Source organism: Sphaerisporangium sp. NPDC051017, from assembly GCF_040683095.1.
In the GTDB taxonomy this organism is placed as follows: domain Bacteria; phylum Actinomycetota; class Actinomycetes; order Streptosporangiales; family Streptosporangiaceae; genus Sphaerisporangium.
Map to the genome: position 1 here is coordinate 120426 of NZ_JBFBCI010000011.1, position 25566 is coordinate 145991.

Consider the following 25566-nt stretch of genomic DNA (forward strand, 5'->3'; position numbering starts at 1 on the left):
GGGCCGCGGACGGCCGCCCGCCGGTCAGCCCTCCAGGGCGAAGCGCATCACGCGGAACTTGGCCTGGGCCTCGGCGAGTTCGGCCTCGGGGTCGGAGCCGCCCATGATGCCGCAGCCGGCGAACAGCCGCGCCCGGCGGCCCTCGACGTAGGCGCAGCGCAGCGCGATGCCCCACTCGCCGTCGCCGCGGGCGTCGATCCAGCCGACCGGCCCGGCGTACCCGGCGCGGTCCATGCCCTCCAGTTCGCGGATCACCTCCAGCGCCACCGGCGTCGGCGTGCCGCCGACGGCCGCCGTGGGGTGCATGGCCGCGACCACGTCCAGCACCGACGCCCCGGCCGCGAGCCGCCCCCGCACGCGGGTGGCCAGGTGCTGCACGTTGGGCAGCACCAGCAGCTCCGGCTCCTCGGGCACCGACAGCGACGCGCACAGCGGCGTCAGCGCGTCGCGCACCGAGGCGACGGCGCAGGCGTGCTCGTGGCGGTCCTTGGCGGAGGCGAACAGCGCCTCGGCCTGGGCGCGGTCCCCGGCCGGGGTGGCGCCCCGGTAGGTCGTGCCGGCCAGCACCAGCGACTCGATCGACTCGCCGGTGTGCCGGACCAGCAGCTCAGGCGTGGCGCCGACCAGCCCGGCGCACGAGAAGGTGTAGCAGTCGGGGTAGGCGCGGGCCAGGCGCTCCAGCAGGACGCGCGGGTCGATCTCGCGCTCGGCCGTGGCGAGAAGGTCGCGGGCCAGCACGACCTTCTCCAGCCTGCCCGCCCGGATGTCCTTCACCGCCCGCGCCACGGCGTGCTGCCAGCCGGGCGCCGACAGCGACCCGTCTCCGTACACCACCCGGCCGGGCGGCACGGCGGGCGTCATGAGGTCGATGGGCGGCTCGCCGACCGTGGTCAGCCAGGCGCGGCCGTCCCTGCGGCCGAGCACCACGCGCGGCACCACCAGCACCGACCCGGCGGCGTCGGGGTCGAAGGTGAAGGACCCGAAGGCGACCGGCCCCGACCCGGGCACGTGCACGTCGTCGTCGATGTGGGCCTCGCCGAACACCTCGGCCAGCCAGCGCCGCGCCCACTCGAAGCGGCCCGCGCCGGGCGGGACGGAGACCCGGGCGGCCTCGCCCCAGGCCACCAGCCCTTCGCCCTGGTGCACCCAGGCGTAGGGCGGGGCCTGCGGCAGTCGCGCGATCAGATCTTCCGCGTGATGGACGGGGACGCTGCGAACCAGCGGGGGGCGGGTTATCCCGAGCGCGACACTCACTCTGCCCACCTTATTCGGAATCTGAACGTGTTCGACATCGGGTGCCGGTCTCACCGCCCCCGCGGGGACGGCGTGATCGGACGTCATCCGCGTCTACACACGTGGCGGGCCCTGTCAAGCCACGATAGGAACTCGGTCAACGGTAGCAACGCCTCGCCCACAGGTCATAGAGCGGGCCGCCCGTGATCTCTACCTTGGTAGCCGATCTTTTGCTCAGGATCGATCGTCCCAGATAGAGGTGACCATGGTCGGAAAGATCGCGTTGGTCCTGGCCGCCGCGGTGGTGTGCGCCCCCCTGACGGCCGTCGCGGCGGCGGCCGATCCGGTGCCCCCGGTGATGGCGGCGCTCGGCGATTCGATCAGCGCGGGCTTCAACGCCTGCGGCTGGTACGTCCCCTGCGCCTCGCGGTCGTGGTCGTCCGGGGACGACGCCGGCGTCAACAGCCACTACCTGCGCATGCTCGCGATCGACCAGGCCGTCAAGGGGCACAACCTGAACTTCGCCGTGCCCGGGTCCACCAGCGCCGAGCTGGCCGCCCAGGCCGAGAAGGCCGTGGCGGCCAAGGCGGCCTACGTCACGATCCTGATCGGCGCGCAGGACGCCTGCGCGGGCGAGGAGTCCAGGATGACGCCCGTCCCGACGTACCGGGCCCGCGTCGAGCGGGCCCTGGCCGTGCTGGCCCCCACGGGCGCGAAGGTCTTCGCCGCGAGCATCCCCGACATCAAGCGGCTGTGGCGCCTGGGCAAGGACAACGTCGTGGCCCGCTCGTTCTGGGCGATCGGCCACATCTGCCCGGCGATGCTGGCCCGCGCGTCCTCCGCCGCCAAGAAGGACCGGGCCCGCCGCGACCGCGTCCGCGAGCGGGTGCGCGACTACAACGAGGCGCTGGCCGAGGCGTGCGCCGCGTACGGGCCCGGGTGCAGGACCGACGGCGGCGCCGTGTTCGCCTACCCCTTCACGCTGGACGAGGTCAGCAAGTGGGACTTCTTCCACCCCAACGCCGACGGCCAGCAGGCGCTCGCCCGGGCGACGTTCAAGGCCGGTTTCCCGTGGGACCCCGGAACGCTCACCCGCGAGCCGCTCGCCTCCGGCGCCAGGGCCGGTAGCCGGCATCCGGCGGGGGCAAGGAACCGGTCGCGATCGTGAGCGGATACGAGCGAACGCATGTTTTGATGACGGCGTGAGGCCAGGCTGAGTGGGGGCGGTCGCAGGGAATTCACCCGCAGACCGCCTACCGGTGGTTCCGGGAGGGCAAGATGCCCGTCCCGGCTCGCCGCCTGCCCACCGGCACGATCGTCGTGGACGCCCCCGCCATCCCGATCGCCACGGGGCCGCACTCGTCCAGCACGATCGGGATGTCGGGTGAAGCCCCCGTCCAGGTCGGAAGTGGGAAGGCGGGGGAGGCGCGTATGTGATCTACATTGTAAAGGGCGTGGCCCGGGTTCACCCCTCCCTGGAGAATCCGCGCCACGCCAACTCTCACAACGAACCGAGCGCCCGCGCGGTGTCCGAAAGGCGCGGGAACATCGGCGGGACGGTCAGGTGCGTGGGGGCAGTGGTGGGACGGCCAGGTGGGGGCGGCTCGCCGGGCGGGGGGCGTGGGCGGGTTGTTCGGCCAGCCGCTCCAGCGCGACGTCGATCGCGCGCTCCAGCTGGGTGTCCACCCCGCGCGCGTAGTCCTGCGGGGTGATATCGACCTCGATGTCGGGGTCGGTGCCATAGTTCTCCACGCGCCAGCCGACGTCGTCGAAGGCGAAGGAGAACTCCGGCTGGGTGGTGACCGTGCCGTCCGCGAGCCGGTGGCGCGGCCAGATGCCGATCACGCCGCCCCAGGTGCGCTTGCCGATGAGCGGGCCGAGGCCGAGCAGTTTGAAGGTGTGGCTGAAGATGTCGCCGTCGGAGCCGGCGAACTCGTTGGTGATCGCCACCATCGGGCCGCGCGGGGACTCTGAGGGGTAGGCCTCGGGCACGCCCCAGCGCGGGAAGTCGTACCCCAGCCGCCGCCGGGCGAGCTTCTGCATCAGCAGGCTGGAGACGTTGCCGCCGCCGTTGAACCGGACGTCCACCACCAGGCCCTCGTGGTCGTACTCGGCCAGGAAGCCCCGGTGGAACTCGGCGTAGCCGTCGACGCCCATGTCGGGGATGTGGATGTAGCCGACCCGGCCGCCGGTGCGCTCGTGGGTGCGCCGCCGGTTGGCCTCCACCCAGTCGCGGTAGCGGGCGGGCTGCTCGTCGGCGATCGCCTTGACGGTGACGCGCCGCGGCGGGGCGTCACCGCGGCGGATGGTCAGCTCGACCTCCTGGCCGGCCTGGTTGACCAGTAGCCGCGCCGGGCCGTCGGGGCCCTCGACGGGCCGCCCGTTGATCGCCACGACGGTGTCGCCGGGCCGCACGTCCAGGCCGGGGCGGTTGAGCGGGGAGGTGGCGTCCGGGTCCCACGGGTCGCCGCGGACGATGGCGGCGATGGTGTGCGCGCCGTCGGCGTAGGACCAGTCGACGCCGAGCTTGCCCTGGGAGTAGTGCGGCCGGGGGCGGTACTCGCCGCCGCTCTCGTAGGCGTGGGAGGTGCCGAGCTCGCCCTGCACCTCCCACAGCAGGTCGGAGAACTCGCCGCGGGTGCCCACCCGGTCGACCAGGGGCAGGTAGCGGTCGTAGACGGCGTCCCAGTCGATGCCGGACATGTCGTCGGCCCAGAAGTGCTCGCGCTGGAGCCGCCAGGCCTCGCGGAACATCTGCCGCCATTCGGCGTCGGGGCTGACCGACACCTTGACGCGGTCCAGGTCGATCCAGCCGCCGGCCCTGCTCGGGGAGTCGTCGTCGGAGGGGGACTCGCCGGCCTTGATCACCCGCAGGCGGTGTCGCGCGCGGTACAGCAGGGTGGTGCCGTCCCGGCCGAGCTGGAACTCGGTGACGCCCGAGACCAGGGTCTCCAGCTTCTGCCGGGTCAGGTCGTAGGCCTGCAGGGTGCCGGTGACCGGGTCGGCGTAGTCGTCGCCGCGGCTGCCCTCGACGGGGGAGGAGGTGAACAGCACCTTGTCCTTCATGGCGGCCACGCTGTCGTAGCGGCCCTCGGCGACCGGGAAGGCGACGACGCGGCGGTCGATGCCGTCGAAGTCGATGCGCAGGCGCGGGCCGTCCGGATCGTCCTGCGCGGCGGATCCGGCGGCGTCCTGCGCCCCGTCCGGGCCTGCGGGGGCCTGCTTGTCGGAGTCGTCGCCCTTGCCCCCGACCGTCCCCTTGTCCGTGCCTTTGCCGTCGCCGTCCTTGCCGCCGTCGCCGGACAGGGGTTTCGGCTCGGGGACGAAGGGCGAGCCGACGTCGGCGCGCAGCGCCACCGCGTACGGGCGGGTGCCGAGCGGGAAGCCGAGGTCGAACTGCAGCTCGTCGCGGACCGGGTTGAAGACGCGTTCCCCGATGAAGTACAGGTAGCGGCCCTCGGGGTCGAAGGCGGGCGCGCGGTCGCGCAGCACCGGCCGGGTGGCGAGGCGGGACTCGCCGGTGGCGAGCTCGTACACGCGGATCGCGGTGGTCTGCGCGGACTCGGGGCGGGTGTAGGCGAGCCAGTCGCCGGCCGGGGACCACGCGGGGTCCTCGATGCGGCCGAAGCCGCTGCGGTCGGCGACGGTCAGCGTGGCCTCCCCGCCGGCGGGCAGGTCGACGACCAGCAGCTCGTTGCGGTGGTTGGTCAGCGCGACGCGGTCGGCCGCGGGTGAGACGGTCAGGGAGATCGCGCGCCCGGTGTCCAGGTGGTCCAGGCGCAGGGGGGTGGCGCTGCCGTCGGCGGTGAGCACGATCAGCACCTCGCGGTCGCCCTCGTCGCTGGCGGCGGCCACCAGGCGTTCGGCGTCCTTCAGCCAGGTCAGCAGGCGGTAGCGGACGCCGTCGGGCTCGCCGTGCTGGCGGACCGGGCCCTCCCAGCCGGCGAAGGAGTAGGCCTTGCCGCGGGTGGTGATGGCCAGGCCGCTGCCGTCGGGGGACAGGGTGGCGCTGTCGAGGTAGTGGGCGGCGGGGACGAACCTGCGGTTGCGCTGGGTGCGCGGGCTGCCCAGCCGCATGTGCACGCGGCGGGCCTCGCCGTCGTCGGGGTCCAGGACGTACAGCTCGGCGCCTGCGTGGTAGACCAGGCGCCGGCCGTCGCCGGAGAGGTTGCGGGCGTAGTAGTCGGCGTGGTCGGTGTGGCGGCGCAGGTCCTGGCCCTCGGGGGTGCAGGAATAGACGTTGCCGACGCCCTCGTGGTCGGACAGGAAGTAGACGCGCTCGCCGGCCCAGCAGGGGGAGGCGAGGTTGCCGGCCAGGGTGATCAGGCGGGTGAACTCGCCGCCGCCGTCGCTGTCCACCCACAGGTCGCCGACGGTGCCGCCGCGGTAGCGCTTCCAGCGGGCGGGGTCGGCGGTGTTGCGGCCGAGGACGACCGCCCCGCCCGGGCCGTAGGAGACGGTGTTGGCGGGGCCGTAGGGCAGGCGCTCGCGGACGCCGGTCGCCGGGTCGACGCGGTGCAGCCAGCGGCGGCGGCCGATGGGCTGGGCCTCGTCGCTGGCGTAGACGATCGCGCCGCCGGGGTCCCAGCCGGTGACGGTGCACATGGCGTCGTCGTAGGTCATCCGGCGCCCGGCGCCGCCCTCGGCGGGCATGACGTAGACCTCTTCGGGGCCTTCCTCCCGCCCGACGTAGGCGATCTGGGTGCCGCCGGGGGAGAAGCGGGGATATCCGGCCTCGGCGACCCCGGCGGTCAGGCGAAAGGCGCGGCCGCCGGCGGCGGGCACCATCCAGAGATCGTCTTCGGAGGCGAAGACGATCTCGTCACCGAAGATCGTGGGGAAGCGGGCGTATGCGGACATCGATCCTCGCGTTCGGGGGGACGGGGGTTTCCATGATCAGGCACCCGGGCCGTTCACGTCGAGACGTGAACGGCTCTCTTCGCCGCGAAGGGAAACCACGTACCCGGCGAATACGGTCATATAGCACGAAAAGCTAACACGGCCGTACGCCGGTCCGGCGGCGGGTGCCTGAACAGGGACCTGCCCGTGAACCGGGGATCACCGGGTCCGCCCTGAGGGGCGGGCGGACGGCCAGGGGCGATGCCCGGTCAGGTCATCGGGCCTCGTCGGGCCGCGCCTCGCGCTTGTCCTCGTCCTCGCGTTTATTCTGCTTGGTCTCGCGTGTGGCCTTGATGGCCGCTTTCTTGGCCTTTCCGGTGGCCTTGGCGGACTTCTTTCGTGTTCCGGCCATGTTTCCCCCCGAACGCATGGGTCTGCTATTGCATGACAATGCACCATAAAGCGTGCATCACGGGCATTAAATACCCATCACCGCAGCCAATCACCCATATGTCTATTTAAGGGGGGTTGATCGTCCACTCGAACGGGACGCGGCCGGCCGCCGGCACCCGGTTGATGATCGAGCGGGCCTGGATCTCGTAGAAGGTCATGCCCCGGAACTCCGGGGTGTCGAATCGTTTGGCGACCACGCCGCGGGCGATCGGCGGCACGGCCGGGGCGCCCGGGGCCGGGCCCGCAGGCCCGCAGGCCGGTGAGGGCTCTGAGGACTCCGGCGGGCCGGTCAGGCGCAGGTTGTCCCAGCGCATGAGCTTGATTAGAACAGGCATTCGACTGAGATCGCAACTCCCGGAACCGCCGGGCAAAAGGGGTTCAACAAATGGCTAAAGATCTTCATGATGGGGAGAAACGTCGTCACACCGCTTGCGTTGCCGGGAGGTTAGGCATGGCCTGGTCGCAGGACGAGGAGCGAATGCTTGCCCAGATCGAGAGTTATCTCACCGATGACGACCCCAGGCTCGCCGCCCGGCTGGAGTCGTTCAACGAGCGCGTGGTGCGCAAAGAGGCCGGCGACCGCAAGCGCGCCGCCCGCGCCCGCCGCCGCCGCAGACGTCCGAGCAGGTCGACCATCATCATCCTGGTGAGCTGGCTGCTGATCGCCACGCTCATCGCGACGCTGCTGATCATGGTGTTCCGCGGCGACGCGGCGGCCCTGCCCATGTGACACCCGGGCCCGTGCGAGCCGGTCCGCGCCCGTGGGCCGCGGGGGTCAGCCGGGAAGGCCCCGTAGGAAGCGGGCGGCGACCGGGGCGGCCACCGCGCCGCCCATGCCTCCGGCCTCGACCACCACGGCGAAGGCGACCTCGCCGCGGAAGCCGATGAACCAGGCGTGGGAGTCGAGCTTGGGCCCCGTGCCGAACTCCGCGGTGCCCGTCTTGCCCGCGGTGCCGGCCGGGAGCCCGGCGCCCTTGGCCGTCCCCTCGTTCACCACCGCCGCCATCATGGCGCGCAGCTTCTCGGCGACCCCGGCCGGCAGTTCCTGCGGCTGGGCCTTCTGCGCCAGCGAGGGCACCAGCGTCGGCGGGCGCCAGGTGCCGTCGGCCACGGCCGCGGCGACGCCCGCCATCACCAGCGGGCTGGCGGTGATGCGGCCCTGCCCGAACGACTCGGCCGCCAGGTCGGCGAGCCCGGTGGGCCTGGGCATGCTGCCCTTGGTGGCCGGGACGCCGATGGCGAGCGGCTGGTTGAAGCCCATCATGGTGGCGAACCGCTGGAGCCCGCCGCCGTTCAGGTGCTCGGCGGCCAGGGGGGCGAAGGTGGTGTTGCAGGAGTGGGCGTAGGAGTCCTGGAAGGTCAGCGAGCCGAAGGACTCGTGGTCGGAGTTGCGGATGGGCAGCCCGCCGACGTTGACCTGCTTGGGGCAGGTGACCTTCTGCGCGGGGGTGAGCCCCTCGGCGAGCAGGCCGGCCGCGGTGACGGTCTTGAACGTCGACCCGGGCGGGTAGCGGCCGTCCAGCGCCCGGTTGAAGCCGCCCTGGTTGTTGACCACGGCGAGGATCTCGCCGGTGACCGGGCGGATCGCCACCAGGGAGGTGGGCTTGTCCAGGTCACGGACGGCGGCGGCCGCGGCGCGCTGCACCCCCGGATCCAGGCTCGTGCGCACCGGCTTACCGGGGGAGCCCTCGATCGTCTTCAGCGTGTGCAGGGTCTTCTTGGAGCCGTCGGTCACCACGATGCGGGTGGTCGGCACCCCGGCCAAATCCTTCTGGAAGGTCTCCTGGAGCCCTCCCCTGCCGACCGGGTCGCCCGCCTTGTAGGCGGAGCCGAGCTTGGCGACGTCCTTGGCGGTGGCCTTGTCCAGGTAGCCGGCGAGCTGCTGCACCGAGCCGCCGGCGCCGGTGCCGTCGATGCGGGCCCCGGAGGCGTCCTCGATCGCGGCGCGCTGCGGCCAGGTGGTCTTCAGGGCCAGGTGGGTGGAGCCGGTCAGCGCCGGGTGCACGGCGGCGGGCGTCCAGGCGACCTTCCAGTGGCGGTCGGTCACCACCAGGTCCAGGGAGCCGGTGTAGGTCCACCGGCCGATGTTCTTCAGCGTGAGCGTGGCGGTGTAGGCGGCCTTGGCGCGGTCGTCCCCGGTCTCGGTGACCGGGCCCAGCCGCACGGCGGTGCGGGTGGCGCCGAGGTTCTTGACCGGCTCGGCGTAGGCGGCCTCGAACCCGCTCGCCGGGGCTGCCAGTTCGGCGCGCATGGCCGTCAGGTCGCCGCGGGACCAGGCGGCGCTGAAGCGGGCCGCCGTCTCGGCCGCGCTGCCCCGCGTGTGCAGCACGTAGTAGGCGCCACCGGCCGAGGCGCCGGCGACCAGCACGGTCGCGACGGACGTGATCGCGATGATACGGCCGCGCCGCACGAAGCCCCCCGGTGTCTCGACGTCGGCACGAGCTTAGCGCGGCCGGTGCGCCGGCCGCGGGGGACGCCGGAAACGGTGCTGGTCACCGCCTCGCCGGGCGGCGATCCAGACCGCGGGTCCAGAGCGCGGGGTCCAGAGCCCGGTCCGCGGGGCACGCGGCGGTACAGGCCGCCGGGCGCGGCCTCAGGCCGCGCGCCGCGGCGCCTCCTTGAGGCTCTGGGCGTAGGCCGGGACGTACTGCTGGCCCGACAGGCGCTGGATGGCCTTCATGACCTCGTCGGTCACCGCCCGCCGGTCCTGGGCGCGGCCCGGGTCGCCGGTGAAGGTGAGGGGCTCGCCGATGCGGACGCCGATCTTGCCGATGCGCGGCACCGTCGCCCCCGGCGGCAGCACGCGGTCGGTGTTGACCATCGCCACCGGGACCACCGGGACCCCGGCCGTCAGCGCCAGCCACGCCACGCCGATCTTGCCGCGGTACAGCCGCCCGTCGGGGGAGCGGGTGCCCTCGGGGTAGATGCCGAACAGCTCGCCGCCCTTGAGCACCCGCAGGGCGGTGTCGAGCATGACCTGGGCCGCGGCGGCGCTCTCGCGGTCGATGGCCACCTGGCCGGTGCCGCGCATGAACATGGCCATCAGCCGGTTGCCGGTGAAGTACTCCGACTTGGCGACGAAGGTGACCTGCCGGGGCAGCATCAGCGGCAGGAACACCGAGTCGAGGATCGACAGGTGGTTGGAGGCCAGGAGCGCCGCGCCCGAGGTGGGGACGTTGTGGGCCCCGGTCACCTCGGGCCGCCACAGCAGCCGCAGGAACGGACTGCTGACCATCTTGGTGATGCGATACAGCACGGACTCTCCCGGTGTGCGAACGGCCAATGACCACCATACGGCCCCGGGGGGAAACGATGTGTTACGGGAGCGCACAAACTGTTACATCCGCCGACAACGAAAGCGCCCCGCGAGACGGGCTCGCGGGGCGCTTTCGTTGTGGCCGATGTGGCGGTCGCCTCCTCGGCGAGAGGCACAACACGGCTCCAGCCGAACGGTATTCCGTGAAGGCGGTAATTGCGGCCCGGGGGACACAAACCACATCGGCTACCACCGACTTTAGCCCACTTCCGGGGGTCGTCCCTCCAGACCTGCCGCCGACAGGGGTATCCCGTGATGTCGATGTGGTGGACACCGGGGGCGGCACCGGGGGCGGCACCGGGAAACGCGGACGTCAGGGCGCCCGGCCGGGAAAATCGCGGGCGCGCGGGCGGGGCGCGGCGCGAAGAGGCTTCCGGGGAGGATCGGACCGGATTTTGGCGCTAGAGAGTCGATCTTGACGGCGATTCGGTGACGAGGGCCGTTTGCCCTGGTTGAGCGCTAGCGGGCGCCGGTTGAGGGAAGTGGGTCAGGCTGTGGTTGACCGCCACGGGGCATGGGGCTCGGTACGGCGGGCGTCGGCGCGGACGGTGAGGGCGTAGATGGGACGACCGTTGCTGCTGAGAGGGCCGAGGTAGTGGTGGCCGGTCAGGTGGCACCAGGCGGGCAGATCGATCGGTGCGGCCGGATCGGTGGCGATGAGGTGTACGACACGGCCCGAGGGCAGGCCGGCCACCAGGCGGCTCAGCTCGATCAGCAGCTGGACGCAGCGGCGGTCACCGCCGTCCAGTACCACCGGCACGGCCCGGCCGCTGGCACCGCCATCGGCAGGGCGGCCATCCGCGGGGGCGGCGTGCGCCCGCTCGTCATTCATGGCGTTGCCTGTCCTGTAGTGCCGGGAAGGCCGGTCAGCGGGTGGGAGACGGGAGGGCTGCGTTGATGAGGGCAGCACAGCTGCCGTCTCGATGTCGGAGGTCAGGGCACCAGCACGAACCGGTAGCGGGCTTGTCCGTCGCGCAGCCGGCGCATCGCGAGGTCGGCTTGTTCGAGCGGCAGGCGTTCGAGGCGTGGCCGGACGTCGTTGGCGGCGGCGAAGTGCATGGCGTCCTCGATATCGGCGGGGGTGCCGGTGAGGTGGCCGGTGACGATCTGCGCGCTCGTCACCAGTTGCGCGACGGGTACCTGGACGGCTCCGCCGTCGACACCGATCAGGGTGAGCCGTCCGCGCAGGCGCAGACCGTTGAGCAACGCGCTGATCGGCCCGGAGGTGGGCGCTGTGCACAGGATCAGGTCGGCGCCGCCGAGTTCCGCCAGCGTCTGGCCCGCGTTTTGTGTTGTGGCGTCGATGTAGTGGTGGGCCCCCAATTCGGCGGCGTCGTGCTTGCGGCCGGTGCCGCGGGCGATCGCGACGAGCTCGTGTCCCATGCGGGCGGCGAACTGCACGGCGAGATGACCGAGACCGCCGAGGCCGTACACGGCGATCCGGGAGCCGGGCGGCAGGTCGGCCTCGCGGATCGCGGTGAACGTGGTCACGCCGGCACAGCCCATCGGCGCCGCGTCCGCCTCGCTCAATCCGTCGGGGATGCGGGCGAGCGCTTCGATGGGAACCGTCACCGTGTCGGCCCAGCCTCCCGGGTAGGACAGGCCCGGGATGCGGCGTTGCCAGCAGTGCACCTGGTCGCCGGTGCGGCACGCGTGGCAGTGCCCGCAGCTGCCGCCGGACCAGCCGATCGCGACACGGTCGCCCGTTTTCCAGCCGGCGGCGGGTGCGCCGGTCGCGTCGATCAAGCCGGCGATCTCGTGTCCCGGTTGATCGGGAAGCCGCCGGCGGGTTCAGGGGCGTTCACGGTGCCGAGGTCGGCGCCGCACACTCCGCTGGCGCTCACCCGCACCCGGAACGCAGCCGGGTTCCGGATCGGTGATCGCTACCTCGACGGGGCGAAGGGGCGCGCCGGGTTCGGTGACCGCCATGCGGCGGAACGTGTTTGACAACGCGCTCTCCCTCTTCATCGAAACGCATGCGCACGCGCTCCGGGCATTCATGAACGATATGGGCGGCCTGGTGGGTGCAGGTAGGTGTCCAGTGTGAATCGGGCGGTAGCCTCCGGTTATGGCTGAGCGGTTGAACCTGGAGGCGTTGCGGTATGCGCGGTCGGTGGCGCACGCCCGGTCGTTCTCGGCGGCCGCGCGCGCTCACGGGATCACGCAGCCTGCGTTGTCGAACGCGGTCGCCCGGCTGGAGGAGCGCCTCGGGGTGCGGTTGTTCGAGCGGTCCACCCGGGGCGTGACCTTGACCGCCGAGGCGGTGCGGCTGATCCCGCTGGTCGACACCGCTCTGTCGGCGCTGGATGCGATCACTGCCGAGGCGCGGCGGATCGCCGACCCGGAGGCGCCCCGCATTCACCTGGGCGTGTCCCCGCTGATCAGCCCCGATTTGGTCGCCCGGGCCTTCAGCGCCGTCCGCCAGCTACCGGTTCCGGGGGATCTGGTGCTGCGGGAGGCGAACATGGCCGACCTGCACGACGCGCTCACCGAGGGGGATCTCGACATCATCGAGCAAGGAGCTGCTGGTTCGCGACGAGGACGTGCAGGTCCTGCACGGGTTCGCCACCGCCGCTGACGCAAAGGCGTACCTGTCCAGCGAGCTGTTCACCCAGGACGTCGTCGCCGCTCTGCAGCCTTACCTGAACGGGGCTCCGGACGTGCGCATCTACGAGACCGCCTGAGGCGGCCGCCGTAAGACGGTGGCGTCCCATCACGAGGTCGGCGCCACCATTGGGGCACGCACCCTGACCTGGAACCGTGCACGGCGGTGACCCCGGTCACGGGTATCCGCCGCAACGGCGGCACGGTCGAGGTGCGAACGGTTGCCGGGTGCCTGAACGCCGGCCAGGTCGTGCTGGCGATCCCGCCGGCGCTCGCTACGGCGAGCATCGACTTCCACGGCGCACTGGAGCCGGAGCTGGCACGTCTCGCCGAGGCCACCCCGGTCTGGATGGGCGGCTTGGTCAAGGTCGTGGCCACCCACCGCACCACGTTCTGGCGGGCAGCGGGCCTGGCGGGAACGGCGATCAGCTGGACCGGCCCGTTGCGGGAGATCCACGACATGTCCGGCCCGGACGGCTCGCCGGCCGCCCTGTTCGGGTTCGCTCCCGCCGCCGGTCCCGGATTCGCGACGGCCGTGACCGCCCAGCTGGCGCAGCTGTTCGGCCAGGAGGCGGCCCAGCCCGAAGCACTGCACGTGCATGACTGGAGCAGCGAACGGTGGACCTCGCCGCCCGGGGCGCAGCACCTGACGGACTACGGCCTGTTCGGGCATCCGCTCTACCAGCGGCCCGCGCTGGCCGGCCGATTGCACTGGGCATCGACCGAAACCGCCACCAGCCACGCCGGCCACGTCGAAGGCGCCCTCGTCGCCGGCGAGCAGGCCGCCCGCGCCGTCCTCGCAGCCCATATCGCGCAGCGAGCCGGTGCGAGACCGGCGGCCGGGCTCGGGAGATCATGGTGACGGCTCGGCGCGGGGCGTCCCACCCGCCAGCCGTACCGGCCGACCCGGCCCCACCGCACGCGCCACACCCCTGCCCCAAGGCCGGCGTCCTTGTGACCACCCGCACGACGATCGGATGTGACCGCAATGTATGAGATCCCGCATCTGCTGGCGGAGTACGACCGCGCCCGTGCCTACACCGACGAGCTCTGGCGCGACCTGACGACCGAGGAACTGCACTGGCGCCCGGAGCAGAACTTCAGCCCCATTGGCTGGCACCTCGGGCACCAGGCGCACGTGGCCCATTTCATGATCCGTAACCTCACCGCGGCCGAACCGAGCCCCGCACCCGACCTGGACGACCTCATGGACTCCGCCAACCCGGAAGCCACCCGGCTGCCCCTGCCGGACCCCCGGCGACTGGCCGATTTCCGGGCCACCGTCGGCGAACGCGTCCATGCCCGCATGAACGCCATCGGAGCCGGAGACGTCGGTGCCCCCGCCCAGCTCAAGATCATCGCGCAGACCCTGCTCATGGCGATCATCAACCACGAGTACCAGCACGACCGCTGGATCGGCGAGGTCCGCAACCGCGACCTCGGCCACGCCCTGCCCGACGCCCCGATCTCCGATCGGCTCACCACCATCGACGGATACCTGGTCGTCTGCGGATGGAACGCATGATCACACCCACGCGCCGGTCATGAGCGTCTGGCCCCGAGCAGCTTCGTGAGCATCGCCGATCCAGCCAAGCCGCAGCCGCGCTCTGTCCCTGCCGCTCACGCCCAACCGCCACCGGCCGAGCCGTCGGCTCGCCCGGTAATTTTCCGCCCCACTATGGACCTTTGAAAGCACATCTATGCCTCACATGCGAGACGTGATCGACCAGACCATCCAGCAGGAGGTGCTGGTCGCCGGCAGCCCTATGCCAGCGGACACCGAGGTGGCATGGCCAGCCCCATACCGAGCCATGGCCCGGATCCTGCAACAGACAGCCGCCGGGCACACCCTGGAGGCCGACCTCGTGGAGTTCCTCACGTGAGCGAGCGCACCACGTCGACCCCCAGTACGACGAAGACCCGGACCGGCACCGAGCAGAGCCGCTCACGCACCGTGCGGCTGATCACCGTGTCGCTCGGGATACTCGTTGTCGCCGTGGCCGGGATCCTGGCACAAACGTCGCAGCAAACCGTGTCCCAGCCGCACACCAGCGCCGCGACACCGGCCGCCACTCCCACCACGACAACAAGCCAGAGCCCACAGGCGCAACTGGTACGGCGCGACCCCAACGACCCCGCCGCGGTCGGCCCGGTGGACAGACGCTCCCGTCGTGCTCATCGAGTACGCCGACTTCACCTGCAAGTACTGCGCCGCCTTCGCCGAGCAGACCCTGCCCGCGCCCTCCTGGCGCAGTACGTCGAGCAGGGCAAACTGTTCCGCCAACTCATCGACGCCCAGCTGGCCGACTGCTGCCCATCGGCACCCAATACGCCCTCGAAACCGGCATCGCCCGGCTCGGCGCCGACACCTCCAACGTCGCCGTCGTCATCGCCGCCGCCGTGCTCATCGTGCTCGCCGGCGCTTTCCGGCTGCTACGCCGCCACCGCTCCCGCACCGGTCCCACCGTCGCGACCGACGCCCCCGCCGTCACTTCCCGGCGCCGCTGACCCGGGCCGAGAGCGACGCGCTGGCCGAACGCGCCCGCACCCGCCTGCAGGAGCACGGGTTCGGCCTGTGGGTGGTGGAGGTACGCGAGACCGGGGAGTTCGCGGGGTTCACCGGCTTGGCCTGGCAGCGGTTCCAGGCGCCGTTCACCCCGGCGGTGGAGGTCGGCTGGCGGCTGCGCCGCGCTGCGTGGGGCCGGGGGTACGCCACCGAGGCGGCGGGCGCGGCCCTGGACCACGGGTTCGGGCCCGCGGGCCTGACGGAGGTGATCTCCATGACCGCGGTGTCCAACCTGCGCTCCCAGGCCGTCATGCGGCGCCTGGGCATGACGCGCGACCCGGCCGAGGACTTCGAGCACCCGAGCGTCCCGCCGGGCCATCCTGTGCGCCCGCACGTGCTCTACCGGCTCGGCGCCGCCGACTGGCTGCGCCGCCGCGCCGCCTCCGCGGGCTGAGCGCCGCCAGGGGGCCTCACCCGCCCGGCCTGAGGGGGCGGGCGGCGGGCATCTCCAGCCGGTCCACCGCCTCGCGGCGCCGGGACTCGGGGCGGCGGTCGTAGCGGGCGGTGGTGACGGGGGAGGCGTGGCCGACCAGCGCCTGCGCCGTGGCCAGATCGACCCCGGCGTCCAGCAGTTCGCCGATGAACGTACGCCGGAAGTCGTGCGGGGTGCGCTTGGCCGCCCCGGCCGCGGCCAGCCGGCGGGTCAGGATGTCGGCGATGGCCTGCCCGGTCATCGCGGCCGGCCGCCCGCCGGGTGCGCGCAGCCGCCCGGCCTTGTTGATCGACGGGAACAGCGCCCCCGGCGCCGCCCCGCGCACCGCCAGCCAGGCCTCGATGCGCGCCACGGCCTCGCGGGTGAGGTAGACCAGGCGTTCCTTGTCGCGCTTGCCGCGCACGCGCAGGGAACGCGCCGCGGGGTCGTAGTCGTCCAGCGCCAGCCCGGCGATCTCGGCGCGGCGACAGCCGGTGGAGTACAGCACCGCCAGCAGCGCGCCGTCGCGCGCCCCGGCGGGGGAGTCGTCGCGGTCGCAGGCGGCCAGGGCGGCCCCGGCGACCTCGGCGGGGACGTGCTGCCCGGCGGGCAGGCGGCTGTGGCGGACGGTGGGCAGGTCGGCGGCGCGGTGGTACTCCTCGGCGGTCATCTGGCCAAGGCGCCAGGCCTCGCGCATGACCCGGCGCAGCGCGACCAGATGCTTGTTGACGTAAGCCGGGGACCAGCCCTGCTCGGTGAGGATCGTGCGGATGCGCACGGTGTGCTCGTAGCGCAGCAGGTGCCAGGGCTGGCCGGCGCCGGTGGCCGCCTGGTCGCCGGTGATGACCCGGGCGACCCGGTCCAGGCAGCCGCGCATCGTGCGCCGGGACTCGGCGCCGGTCAGGGAGTCGAGGTAGACCCGGTAGGGGTCGCCGTCGCGCGCGATCGCGCCGGGCCCGGGGTCGCGTACGGCGGGTGCGTCCACGTGACGATCTTAGACCGGCCCGCATCCGCCGGGCCTCCCGATCCCCTCTTATTGATCTACATCGTAAAGGCGTCCGGCCGGGTGCCGATCGACGCGACCAGGTCGGTGAGCCTGCGGCCCTCCGCCAGCAACCCCGCGACGAGGGTCAGATCATCGCAGGCCAGGCGGGCGCGGGACTGCCAGGTCTCGCGCAGCTCCCGCAGGGCGGGCTCGGCACGCGCCCGGTACGCCGGCAGGTCGGGGTGGACCAGCACGCGGCCCGGCGTGCCGCGGCGGGCGGCGCAGCCCCGGCGTTCCAGCCGGTCCACGGCCCGGGCGGCGGCGTCGCCGGACAGGCCGGCCGCGGCGGCCAGCTCGCGCGTCCGCAGCGGCCCCTGGCGTGACAGCGCGCACAGGCAGCGGAACTCCTCCGGCTCCAGCCCGGCGCGGGCGGCCAGGGCCTCGACCAGCCGCCGGGCCTGGGCGAACAGGGCGGCGGCCTCGCGCTCGACGGCTTCGAGGACCCCAACGCCCGCGTCGCCGTGCTCACCGGGCCGACCGGGCCCGCCGTGCTCTGCGGGGCGGGCCGGTTCGCCGGTGTCCTCACTCTCCACGGTCGTAGGACCGGCCTGGTGTGGTGCGCGGGTCTGGTCGCGGGCCGTCCGGTGGGGCGCCCGTCCGGATCGTCGCGGGGGCGGGGCGGAGTCGTTGGCCATGGTCGCGGTCACTCCCTTCGCGGCGGGGCCCGGCCGCCGGTGTGGCGTCCGGGCCCGGGTACGGCGGAGCGTGATGCTCACCGGCTCGCCGTCCCGCCGATCGGGCCGCCGGTGCGGGGCGGCGTCGCGGCGGGCCGGCGGGCGGTGTCACATCCGGGCCGGCTGGGTCTCGCCGGACGACTGGGTGAGGCAGCGCATCGTGGCGTTGCGGAAGAACGCGGCGAAGCCGTCGGCGGTGCCGGTGTCGCGGGCGTCGGCGAGGTAGGGCACGATGCGGTCCTCGACGGCGTGCACGTGCCGCTGGGAGGCCAGGTGCCGGGCGATGCCGGCGAAGTCGCCCTCGTAGTGGATGACCCGGACCAGCACGTCGTCCTTGACGAACACGCCGGTGCCGAGCAGGCGGGCGGTCTCGCGGCCGTGCTCGTCGGTGACGATGGGCGATTCCAGGGCCGGGGCGTCGCCGAAGACATCGGCGAGCTCGTCCTCGTGGCCGGGTTGGACGCGGAAAGTGATCATCGCGTAGGGCATCGGATACCTCCATGGGACACGTCGTTGCGGGTCGTGGCAGATCTCGGCGGGGCGTGCGGGCCGCGGGGATCGCCCGGTGCCGGAGCGATCCCCGCGGCCGGCGCCCGCCCGGACGGCACACCCGTCGGCCCGGACGGGCGGCCGGGGTTCGGCAGGCGGCCCGGTAGCCGGCCTGGTAGCCGGCTGGGTAGGGCTCGGTAAGCCGGCCGGGCGGCTCAGTAGGCGGCCACGACCTCGTAGGAACCGAAGATCCCGAGGCCCTTGTCGTGGTAGCGGGCGAGCGGGGAGGTGGTGGGCAGGTGCTCGGGGCTGCGCTCCCACTCGCGGTAGGTGGGCACGTCGTCCCACTCGCTCAGCACCGCGTACCGGCGCGGGTCGCGCAGCGAGCGCAGCAACTCGTTGCCGCGCAGGCCGGTCCTGCCCGCCAGGGTGGTGCTGATCTGGTGGTAGGCACTCTCGATCGAGCCCTTGTCGGACTCGGGCTCGTTGAGGTACAGCGCGACGCGCACCCGGCCCGGGATGAGGGCGGGGCGGCCGCCCAGGCGCTCGGCGACCACCATCGGGATCATGGAGGTGCAGGCCGAGTCCCGGAAGGGGTCCAGCCGCATGCGGTTGGCGGCGTGCTCGGGGCTGTGCTCGAAGCGGCGGAACTTCTCCTCGTTCTCCCAGTCGCTGACGATGTAGTAGACGCCGTCCTCGTCCGGGCTCTTGGCCAGCGACTGGCCGACGTTGGCGGGCTGCCGGGCGATGGTGGCGGCGATCTCGCGCCAGGTCCGTTCGAAGTCGCGCTCCATGCCCGGGTGGACGCGCATCTTCACCATGACGCGGTACACCGCGCCGTCGTCGCCCCCGCGGCCGCCGCCGGCGCCCTGGCCGGCGGAGCCGTGCTGCGCGGACCGGCCCTGCTGGCCCTGCTGTGCGTTGCGCCCGTTGCGCCCGTTGGACGTCTCGCGCGCGCCGGTGTCGCGGGTGGTGGACCGGGCGTGGTCCTTGCGCTGGTCCTTGGAGTCCTTGGCGTTCATGCCTGCTCTCTTCTTTCCGTCGTACTGGCTGGTGAGCCTGATGAGTGTGGAAGGGACGGTGTGCCGGGGAGAGCGGACCGGACGGCGAGGTGTGGTGTCCGGCGGATGGCGGGCCCGGAAGGGGTCACATCCGGGCGGGTGAGGCGGAGGCGGCCTCCTCGACGAGCTGCCGGATCCGGTTCATCTGGATCACGGTGTTGTCGTTGAGGCGCTTGGTCATCTGCTTGTCGCTGAGCGGCGCGTCCGGCTTCATCTCGAAGTCCTGGACCCAGCGCATGCGCACGGCGTCGGGGACCTCGGTGTACTCCCAGAACAGGTTCATGTACTTGAACCAGCCGGGTTCGACGCGGTGGGCGCGCACGGTGCGGGTGGCCGGGTCGGGGGTGCGCTCGGAGACCCAGCTCCACTGGTTGCCCTCGGCGTCGGGGTGCATGGTGAGCCGGAAGCGGACGGTGGGCCCGCGCTGCTCCAGGATCTCGGTGGCGGCGTACTCGCTGAACAGCGTGGGCCAGGCCTCGACGTCGTTGGTCATGTTCCAGACCAGGTCCATCGGCCCCGCGATGATGATCTCGTTGTCGGTGTGTCCTGCCATGGTTCCTCCGATGTCAGGCCGCGAGGCGGCGGTTGACGTAGTCGACGGCCGCCTGCGGGGTCTTCATCTCGTCGACGGCGTCGTCGGGGATGCGGACGCCGAGCTGCTGCTGGATGCGGGCGGCCATCTCCAGCACGGCCAGGGAGTCGTAGCCGAGCTCGGCGAACGACACCTCGCCGATGTCCCCGGCCAGGTCGAGGGTCTCGGGCACGCCGGCGCAGCCGCCCATGATGCGTCTCATGTCGTCGAGGGTGAACGTGGTCATGTCGTCCTCCGTTGTCGCGGATAGGAGCGGATCGGATCGGGGCTGGGCGCCGCCGAAGGTGCCACCAGGGGTGGCGCCGCGGGAGGCGCGGTGAGAGGCCGTGCCGGGTTCAGGTGGCGGTGAGCAGCAGCGCCGCGTTGAACCCGCCGTGGCCCCGGGCCAGGACCAGCGCGTTGCGCACCGGCCCTTCCCTGGCCGTGCTGCGCACCAGGTCCAGCTCGTAGGCGGGGGAGGCGGCGCGCACCCCCACGGTGGGCGGGATCACCCCGTCGCGGATGGCCAGCAGCGCCGTGGCGACGTCCAGGGACGCGCCGCCCGCGTACAGGCGGCCGGTCATGGTCTTGGGCGCGGTCACCGGCACCCCGTGCGGGCCGAAGACCGCCGAGATGGCCTGCGCCTCCAGCCGGTCGTGGGCGGGCACGCCGAGGGCGTCGGCGAAGACGACGTCCACCTCGCCCGGCTCGATGCGGGCCTCCCGCAGGGCCAGGGTGATCGCGCGGCGCAGGTTGGAGCGGGGCTCCTGCCCGGGGAGCGGGCGAGGGTCGAAGGTGGCGGCGTAGCCGGCGACGGCGCCGTAGGGGCGGGCGCCGCGGGCGCGGGCGGCGTCGGCGTCCTCCATGATGAGCATCGCCCCGCCCTCGCCGGGGACGTACCCGCAGGCGTCGTCGTCGAAGGGCAGGTAGGCGCGCTCGGGGTCGTCGCGGGTGCTGAGCAGCCCGGTGGAGATCTGGGCGACCAGGCCGTAGGGGCACAGGGAGGCGTCGGTACCGCCGGTGACCACCACGCGGGCGTCCTGGCGCAGCAGCCTGCGGCCCTGGGCGAGCACGTCCAGGCCGCCGGCCTGCTCGGCGCAGATGACGCCGCAGGGGCCGCGCATGCCGTAGCGGATGGAGATCTGCCCGGTGGTGGCGGCGTAGAACCAGGCGATGGACTGGTAGACGCCGACGTATCCGGGGCCCTGGGACCACAGCTTCTCGATCTCGCGCTGGCCGAACTCGGTGCCGCCGGAGGAGCCGGCGGTGACGACGGCCATCTCGTACTCGGGCAGGGCGGCGGGGTCGACCCCGGCGTCGCGCAGCGCCATGTCGGCGGCGGTGAGGCCGAGGTGGCTCCAGTGGTCGGTCTGGACGGCCAGGCGGCTGGGCACGTGATCGGTGGCGTCGAACTCCGACACCTCCCCGGCGACGCGCACCGGGTAGCGGTCGGAGTCGAAGCGGGTGATGCGGCCGAGGCCGCTTTTGCCGTCGAGCGTGGCGGCCCAGTAGGCCGGGGTGCCCAGGCCGTTGGGCGCGGCGACGCCGATGCCGGTCACCACCGGGCGGTCGTCGTGACGTGCGGGTGTGCGGGAGCGTGCGCGGGAGTGTGCGCGTGCGGGTTCGGTCATTCACGGCCGCCTTCCTGGCCGGGTCTGTCGCCGCGGGCGAGCAGCATCGCCGTCTGGAAGCCGCCGAACCCGCTGCCGACGCTGAGCACGACGTCGACCCGCGTGTCGCGGGCCGTGAGCGGGACGTAGTCCAGGTCGCATTCGGGGTCGGCGGTGTGCAGGTTGGCGGTGGGCGGGACGACGTTGTGGGTGATGGCGAGCGCGCAGGCGGCGACCTCGATGGATCCGATGGCGCCGAGCGAGTGCCCGATCATGGACTTGATGGAGCTGACGGGGACCCGGTAGGCGTGCTCGCCGAGGGCCGCCTTGAAGGCGGCGGTCTCGTGGCGGTCGTTCTGGCGGGTTCCCGAGCCGTGGGCGTTGACGTAGTCGACCTGGCCGGGGCGCAGCCGGGCCTGGTGCAGGGCGGTGCGGATCGCCTCGGCCATCTCACGGCCGTCGGGCTTGAGGCCGGTCATGTGGTAGGCGTTGCTGCGGCTGGCGAAGCCGACGATCTCGGCGTACACCCGTGCCCCGCGGGCCAGGGCGGCGTCGCGCTCCTCAAGGACCATCATGGCCGAGCCCTCGCCGAGGACGAAGCCGTTGCGGTCCAGGTCGAAGGGGCGTGAGGCGGTGCCGGGGATGTCGTTGCTGGGCGAGGTGGCCTTGATGGCGTCGAAGCAGGCGACGGTTATCGGCGAGATCGGCGCGTCGGAGGCCCCGGCCAGGACGGCGTCGGCGCCGCCCTCGCGGACGAGCTGGTAGCCGTGGCCGACCGAGTCCAGGCCTGCGGTGCAGCCGGTGGAGATGAGCGCGACCGGGCCCTCGGCGGCGCCGGCCCAGGCGACCTCGGTGGCGATGGTGCTCGGGATCATGTACCCGTAGAGCTGGGGCACCCCGTAGGCGGGGTCGACGAGCCACTGGCGGCCGCCGTCGCTGAGCACGACGTACTCCTGTTCCAGGCCCATGGTGCAGCCGACGGCGCTGCCGACGGTGACGCCGAGCCGTTCGGGCGGCACGTCGCGGGGTGTCAGGCCGCTGTCGGCCAGGGCCTGGCGGGCGCTGACCACGCCGAGTTGCGCGGCGCGGTCCATGCGGCGGACCTCCTGCGGGGACAGCCCGTGCGCGGCCGGGTCGAAGTCGCACTCGGCGGCGATGCGGGAGCGGAACCCGGTGGCGTCGAACAGGGTGATCGCCCGCGTGGCGGTGCGCCCGGCGGTGAGCAGGTCCCAGAACGGCCCGGTGCCGATGCCGCCGGGCGCGGCGACGCCGATCCCGGTGATGACCACGCGGCGGCCGGCGCGGGCGTGGCGTGAGCGCCGCGCGCCGGGGCGGGCACGGGTGCGGCGCCGGGCGCCCGGACGGGGCTCCGCGGCGCCGGCCGTGCCCGCCCGGCCCCCTGCGGTAACCGTGCTCACTGCGCCCGCCGTGCGGCCGGTGGCCCCCGCGAGCGCGGTGCCCGGCGCGCCGGCGGCGTCCGCGGCGTTCACCGCGGGCTCCCTGCCACGGCCTCTCCGGCGCCGCCGGGCCGGCCCGCGTGCCCGACCTCGGGCTCCTTGCCGGTGTGCGGGTTGGGCTCGGTGTCCACGTGCCCGAGCTCGGGCCGCGGCGCGAGAGGGCTGAGGTGGAAGACCATGCACACCTCGTCGTGGCCGTGGTTCTCCACCCGGTGCCGGACGTTGCGCGGCACCATCAGCGCCTCGCCGGGGGACAGGTCGATCTCCTGGCTGCCGTCGACGCGCACCCGCACCGTCCCGCGCACCACGTACATGAACTCCTCGGAGTACGGGTGGTAGTGCTCGATGAAGTGCTCGCCGGGCTTGAGGTAGGCGGCGCCCATGAAGCCGGAGGCGGCGCCGACGGTCTTGGGGCTGAGCATGACCCGGATGTCGCCGCCGCGGCGGCGGTTGGGCTCGACGTCCCCGGCGGTGATCTTGTTGAGGCGGATCTCAGTCACGGCCGTCGGCCTCCCAGGTGTAGAACGGCTCGGCCATGGCGTCCTTGGGCTCGCGCCAGTTCGGGTCGTAGGGGCGGATGTGCTCGCCGAGCCGCTGGTTGATCTCGCCGTACAGGGGGTGGCTGCGCGCCTTGTACAGGTTCGGCGTGATGTCCTGGTCGGCCTCGACGAGGTGGAAGTAGAGGTCGTGGAAGCGGAAGAGCGTGCGCCGCGACACCCCGATGATGTGGGGCAGGTCGCTCGCGTCAGAGTCCGCGAAGATCTTGGCGACGGCCTCCGTCTCGGAGGGCTCCATCCGTGCCACGATTAGCGTCCGATGCACCAGACGTCTCCTTTCGTCCTTAGACGGCAATGCTGTCCGGGACATCTGGAGTGCCGCTGATGCAGGGCTAGTGCCGGCCTGGCACCACCGCGCCGAGCGGTTGGTAAAGCCGTTTCGCCGCCGGGGCGCTTCGGTGTCCCGGCGGGTGATCCGTGTCAGGTACCGCCGGACGGGCGGGAACGGGGCCCTTGCGGACTCGAAGCCTGTGGAGACCGGGTAAGACCACTTCAGTGGCGCGGGTCGGTGAAGCAGGAAGCCGCAGAGGTGCCGCGCGGGTGCGGTACGGGCTGAATCTTCGGCATTCATGCCGAAGAGCACGTCAAGGGCCGAGGACGCGCGCCGGGCCGCCGTTGACGCACCCGGCGGGCCGCGCGAGCACCGGCAGGGAGACCTCCCCGCCGCCGTCCCCCTCCCGCCCGCCGCGCGCCTCCGCCGGGCCCTGGCCTGGAGCCTGCCCCGGTACCACCGGCGCACCGGCCGCCACCTGCCCCGCCTCGCCCTGCCGGGTGTCCCCGGCGTGCTCGCCGAAGGTGTCCAGCTCCCGCTCCAGGCACTCGCGCGCGTACAGCCGGACCAGCTCGTGGATGCCGTAGCGCACCTCGCCCGGCGGGCCGGGCCTGGCCGACAGCAGGTGACAGCCGGCCAGGCGCGCCAGCAGCCGTTCGGCGTGGTCGTCCTCGCAGCCCAGCAGCGCGCTGGTCTGCCGGGTGGTGATGTGGGGGGTCTGCAGCAGGCCGAGCAGCCGGAACAGGCTGCGCTCGGGGTCGCCGAGCCGTTCGTAGGTGCCGCGGAAGGCGGTGCGCACGTCCAGGTCGGCCACGCACAGGTCGGCCAGGCGGCTGCGCGGGTCCTCCAGCCGGTCGGCGAAGGTGCCCAGCGTGAGCCCCTGCCCGGCGGCCAGCCGCGACCCGGCGCAGCGCAGCGCCAGCGGCAGCCGCCCGCACAGGCGGACGATCCGCTCGGCCGCGTGACGCTCGGCGCTGGTGCGGGCCGGGCCGGCGATGCGGCCCAGCAGCTCCAGCCCCTCCTCCTGGGTGAGCGGGTCCACCTCCACCATGCAGGCGCCGGCGAAGCCGTGCAGCGAGAAGCGGCTGGTGACGATCACCGCGCATCCGGCCGACCCGGGCAGCAGCGGCTGGATCTGCGCGGCGCCGCTCGCGTCGTCCAGCACGATGAGCACCTGCCGGTCGCTGCACCAGGTGCGGAACAGCTTGCTGCGCTCGTCGCGGTCGGCCGGGACGTCGCCGGGCGCCACGCCCGCGGCGCGCAGGAACCCGGCCAGCACCTCGCCGGGGTCGGCCGGGGCCGAGCCGCCGCCCAGGCCCGCGAACAGCTGGCCCGAGGGGAACGCGGCCCGGGCGCGGTGCGCGGCGTGCACGGCAAGGGCCGTCTGGCCGACGCCGGGCATGCCGCTGAGGCACAGCACCCGGACGGCCGTGCCGGGCTCGCCGCTCGCCCCGCCGCCGGCCAGCACCGCGGCGATCCGGTCGGTCACCTGGGCTCGCCCGACGAAGTCGGCGATGTCGGGCGGGAGCTGGGCGGGCCTGACCTCCACCGCCCTGGCCGCCGGAGCGGCGAACAGCACGGGGGAGGGGGACGGCGCCGGGGAGGCGGTCTCGGGCAGCGGGTCGGCCAGCTCGGGATGGTCCAGGCCCGGCTGCTCCAGCCCCGGGTCGGCCGACAGCAGCCGCTGCTGCAGGCGGCACAGCGCGGGGGAGGGCTCCAGGCCGAGCTGGCCGATGAGCACCTGGCGCAGGGTCTGGAACACCTCCAGCGCCTCACCGCGCCGCCCCACCTGGTACAGGGCGGTCATCAGCTTGGCGTAGAAGTCCTCGTTCAGCGGGTAGGTCGCGATCAGCTCCTTCAGCTCGCTGATCAGCTCACGGTGGCGGCCCAGGCGCAGGTCGGCGGCCAGGCGCAGCTGCAGGGCGCGCAGCCTGCCCTCCTCCAGCCGGGTGATCTGCGCCGACAGCAGTTCCCCTGCCGCCAGGTTGGCCAGCGCCGGTCCGCGCCACAGCGCCAGGGCCTGCGTCAGTTTGTCGGTGGCGTGCTGCGGGTCGCCGCGCTCCAGGCCGTTCCACCCCTCGGCGACCAGACGGTCGAAGCGGAACACGTCGATGGTCTCGGGCGTGGTGGCCAGCAGGTAGCCGTAGGGCTGGGTGACCACCGAGGCGGGACCGCCGGTGCCGAGCATCTTGCGCAGCTTGTAGACGTAGGTGTGCAGCGTGGGCAGCGCGGTGGCCGGCGGCCGCTCGCCCCACAGCTCGTCGATCAGCTCGCGGGTGGACACGATCTGGTTGTGCCGCAGGACGAGCATCGCCAGCACCGCGCGCACCTTGGCGGCGCTCGGAGTCAGATCCGCGCCCTCGTCGACGACCTGAAGCGAACCCAGCACCCGGAATTCCATGTGATCT

The 25566-nt window shown here is 73.1% G+C and carries 29 protein-coding genes and 1 pseudogene; 9 read left to right on the plus strand and 21 right to left on the minus strand.

Annotated features, from left to right (window positions below; genetic code table 11):
• Nucleotides 1–24: 24 nt before the first annotated feature.
• The gene (locus tag AB0M95_RS12775) at nt 25–1254 is read right to left on the minus strand and encodes an isochorismate synthase (protein WP_363762848.1); all 1230 of its coding nucleotides are present in this window, start codon (nt 1252–1254) and stop codon (nt 25–27) included.
• Between the two features lie 244 nt (nt 1255–1498).
• On the opposite strand from AB0M95_RS12775, the gene AB0M95_RS12780 reads away from it, so the two are divergent.
• Entirely contained in the window at nt 1499–2401 is a 903-nt protein-coding gene (locus tag AB0M95_RS12780; protein ID WP_363762851.1) for a GDSL-type esterase/lipase family protein, read from the plus strand.
• A 110-nt stretch (nt 2402–2511) separates the two neighbouring features.
• Entirely contained in the window at nt 2512–2670 is a 159-nt protein-coding gene (locus tag AB0M95_RS12785) for a hypothetical protein (RefSeq protein WP_363762854.1), read from the plus strand.
• Nucleotides 2671–2793: 123 nt separating this feature from the next.
• Here the strand turns inward: AB0M95_RS12785 and AB0M95_RS12790 are convergent, their stop codons facing one another.
• From AB0M95_RS12790 to AB0M95_RS12800, 3 genes are all read right to left on the minus strand, one after another.
• Nucleotides 2794–6093: a PDZ domain-containing protein gene (locus AB0M95_RS12790; RefSeq protein WP_363762857.1), complete on the minus strand. Its 3300-nt coding sequence runs from the start codon at nt 6091–6093 to the stop codon at nt 2794–2796.
• Nucleotides 6094–6346: 253 nt separating this feature from the next.
• On the minus strand, nt 6347–6484 hold the full coding sequence (locus tag AB0M95_RS12795; protein WP_358523402.1) for a hypothetical protein: 138 nt from the start codon (nt 6482–6484) through the stop codon (nt 6347–6349).
• Between the two features lie 106 nt (nt 6485–6590).
• Nucleotides 6591–6860 carry a hypothetical protein gene (locus AB0M95_RS12800; RefSeq protein ID WP_363762860.1) on the minus strand — a complete coding sequence of 90 codons (270 nt, stop codon included), beginning with the start codon at nt 6858–6860 and terminating at the stop codon, nt 6591–6593.
• Between the two features lie 116 nt (nt 6861–6976).
• Here AB0M95_RS12800 and AB0M95_RS12805 point away from each other — a divergent pair, with 116 nt between their 5' ends.
• A complete protein-coding gene (locus AB0M95_RS12805) occupies nt 6977–7255 on the plus strand; it encodes a DUF3040 domain-containing protein (protein WP_363762863.1) in 279 nt (92 codons plus the stop codon).
• 45 nt (nt 7256–7300) lie between these two features.
• Here the strand turns inward: AB0M95_RS12805 and AB0M95_RS12810 are convergent, their stop codons facing one another.
• The 5 genes and pseudogenes from AB0M95_RS12810 to AB0M95_RS12830 all read right to left on the minus strand — a co-directional run.
• Nucleotides 7301–8935 (minus strand): penicillin-binding transpeptidase domain-containing protein, encoded by a 1635-nt coding sequence (locus AB0M95_RS12810; protein ID WP_363762866.1) that lies wholly within the window; start codon nt 8933–8935, stop codon nt 7301–7303.
• 183 nt (nt 8936–9118) lie between these two features.
• The gene (locus tag AB0M95_RS12815; RefSeq protein WP_358523393.1) at nt 9119–9781 is read right to left on the minus strand and encodes a lysophospholipid acyltransferase family protein; all 663 of its coding nucleotides are present in this window, start codon (nt 9779–9781) and stop codon (nt 9119–9121) included.
• Nucleotides 9782–10328: 547 nt separating this feature from the next.
• Nucleotides 10329–10673, minus strand: coding sequence for a sulfurtransferase TusA family protein (locus AB0M95_RS12820; RefSeq protein ID WP_358523391.1), 345 nt, complete (start codon nt 10671–10673; stop codon nt 10329–10331).
• A gap of 101 nt (nt 10674–10774) precedes the next feature.
• Entirely contained in the window at nt 10775–11347 is a 573-nt protein-coding gene (locus AB0M95_RS12825; protein WP_363762948.1) for a zinc-binding dehydrogenase, read from the minus strand.
• A 51-nt stretch (nt 11348–11398) separates the two neighbouring features.
• Nucleotides 11399–11614: pseudogene (locus AB0M95_RS12830) on the minus strand (alcohol dehydrogenase catalytic domain-containing protein); the annotation flags it as partial.
• 295 nt (nt 11615–11909) lie between these two features.
• Between AB0M95_RS12830 and AB0M95_RS12835 the strand changes: the two are divergent.
• From AB0M95_RS12835 to AB0M95_RS12855, 5 genes are all read left to right on the plus strand, one after another.
• Nucleotides 11910–12419 (plus strand): LysR family transcriptional regulator, encoded by a 510-nt coding sequence (locus AB0M95_RS12835; RefSeq protein ID WP_363762870.1) that lies wholly within the window; start codon nt 11910–11912, stop codon nt 12417–12419.
• Nucleotides 12385–12525 carry a hypothetical protein gene (locus AB0M95_RS12840; RefSeq protein WP_363762873.1) on the plus strand — a complete coding sequence of 47 codons (141 nt, stop codon included), beginning with the start codon at nt 12385–12387 and terminating at the stop codon, nt 12523–12525. The genes AB0M95_RS12835 and AB0M95_RS12840 overlap by 35 nt, the downstream gene beginning before the upstream one ends.
• Before the next feature lie 86 nt (nt 12526–12611).
• Entirely contained in the window at nt 12612–13307 is a 696-nt protein-coding gene (locus tag AB0M95_RS12845; protein ID WP_363762876.1) for an FAD-dependent oxidoreductase, read from the plus strand.
• A gap of 126 nt (nt 13308–13433) precedes the next feature.
• Complete coding sequence (locus AB0M95_RS12850; RefSeq protein ID WP_363762951.1) at nt 13434–13970, plus strand: DinB family protein; 537 nt, start codon at nt 13434–13436, stop codon at nt 13968–13970.
• Between the two features lie 175 nt (nt 13971–14145).
• Nucleotides 14146–14328, plus strand: a complete 183-nt coding sequence (locus tag AB0M95_RS12855) for a hypothetical protein (protein ID WP_358523379.1) — start codon at nt 14146–14148, stop codon at nt 14326–14328.
• Here the strand turns inward: AB0M95_RS12855 and AB0M95_RS12860 are convergent.
• A complete protein-coding gene (locus AB0M95_RS12860; RefSeq protein WP_363762954.1) occupies nt 14321–14527 on the minus strand; it encodes a hypothetical protein in 207 nt (68 codons plus the stop codon). The genes AB0M95_RS12855 and AB0M95_RS12860 overlap by 8 nt on opposite strands.
• Between AB0M95_RS12860 and AB0M95_RS12865 the strand changes: the two genes are divergently transcribed.
• Nucleotides 14434–15405, plus strand: coding sequence for a GNAT family N-acetyltransferase (locus AB0M95_RS12865; RefSeq protein ID WP_363762879.1), 972 nt, complete (start codon nt 14434–14436; stop codon nt 15403–15405). The genes AB0M95_RS12860 and AB0M95_RS12865 overlap by 94 nt on opposite strands.
• A 16-nt stretch (nt 15406–15421) precedes the next feature.
• Here the strand turns inward: AB0M95_RS12865 and AB0M95_RS12870 are convergent, their stop codons facing one another.
• The 11 genes from AB0M95_RS12870 to AB0M95_RS12920 all read right to left on the minus strand — a co-directional run bounded on the left by AB0M95_RS12870 (nt 15422) and on the right by AB0M95_RS12920 (nt 25547).
• The gene (locus AB0M95_RS12870) at nt 15422–16408 is read right to left on the minus strand and encodes a tyrosine-type recombinase/integrase (RefSeq protein WP_363762882.1); all 987 of its coding nucleotides are present in this window, start codon (nt 16406–16408) and stop codon (nt 15422–15424) included.
• A gap of 56 nt (nt 16409–16464) precedes the next feature.
• Nucleotides 16465–17103, minus strand: a complete 639-nt coding sequence (locus tag AB0M95_RS12875) for a MarR family winged helix-turn-helix transcriptional regulator (RefSeq protein ID WP_363762885.1) — start codon at nt 17101–17103, stop codon at nt 16465–16467.
• A 147-nt stretch (nt 17104–17250) separates the two neighbouring features.
• Nucleotides 17251–17631 carry a SchA/CurD-like domain-containing protein gene (locus AB0M95_RS12880; RefSeq protein WP_363762888.1) on the minus strand — a complete coding sequence of 127 codons (381 nt, stop codon included), beginning with the start codon at nt 17629–17631 and terminating at the stop codon, nt 17251–17253.
• A gap of 215 nt (nt 17632–17846) precedes the next feature.
• Entirely contained in the window at nt 17847–18653 is an 807-nt protein-coding gene (locus tag AB0M95_RS12885) for an antibiotic biosynthesis monooxygenase (protein ID WP_363762891.1), read from the minus strand.
• A 124-nt stretch (nt 18654–18777) separates the two neighbouring features.
• Entirely contained in the window at nt 18778–19245 is a 468-nt protein-coding gene (locus AB0M95_RS12890) for an SRPBCC family protein (RefSeq protein WP_358523359.1), read from the minus strand.
• Between the two features lie 13 nt (nt 19246–19258).
• The gene (locus tag AB0M95_RS12895; RefSeq protein WP_358523358.1) at nt 19259–19510 is read right to left on the minus strand and encodes an acyl carrier protein; all 252 of its coding nucleotides are present in this window, start codon (nt 19508–19510) and stop codon (nt 19259–19261) included.
• Between the two features lie 109 nt (nt 19511–19619).
• Complete coding sequence (locus AB0M95_RS12900; protein ID WP_363762894.1) at nt 19620–20894, minus strand: ketosynthase chain-length factor; 1275 nt, start codon at nt 20892–20894, stop codon at nt 19620–19622.
• The gene (locus AB0M95_RS12905) at nt 20891–22162 is read right to left on the minus strand and encodes a beta-ketoacyl-[acyl-carrier-protein] synthase family protein (RefSeq protein ID WP_358523690.1); all 1272 of its coding nucleotides are present in this window, start codon (nt 22160–22162) and stop codon (nt 20891–20893) included. Before AB0M95_RS12905 ends, AB0M95_RS12900 begins: the two co-directional genes overlap by 4 nt.
• 197 nt (nt 22163–22359) lie before the next feature.
• Nucleotides 22360–22830, minus strand: a complete 471-nt coding sequence (locus AB0M95_RS12910) for a cupin domain-containing protein (protein WP_358523353.1) — start codon at nt 22828–22830, stop codon at nt 22360–22362.
• Nucleotides 22823–23152 (minus strand): TcmI family type II polyketide cyclase, encoded by a 330-nt coding sequence (locus AB0M95_RS12915; RefSeq protein ID WP_358523351.1) that lies wholly within the window; start codon nt 23150–23152, stop codon nt 22823–22825. Before AB0M95_RS12915 ends, AB0M95_RS12910 begins: the two co-directional genes overlap by 8 nt.
• Nucleotides 23153–23471: 319 nt before the next feature.
• Nucleotides 23472–25547: a BTAD domain-containing putative transcriptional regulator gene (locus AB0M95_RS12920; protein WP_363762897.1), complete on the minus strand. Its 2076-nt coding sequence runs from the start codon at nt 25545–25547 to the stop codon at nt 23472–23474.
• Between the last annotated feature and the right edge of the window lie 19 nt (nt 25548–25566).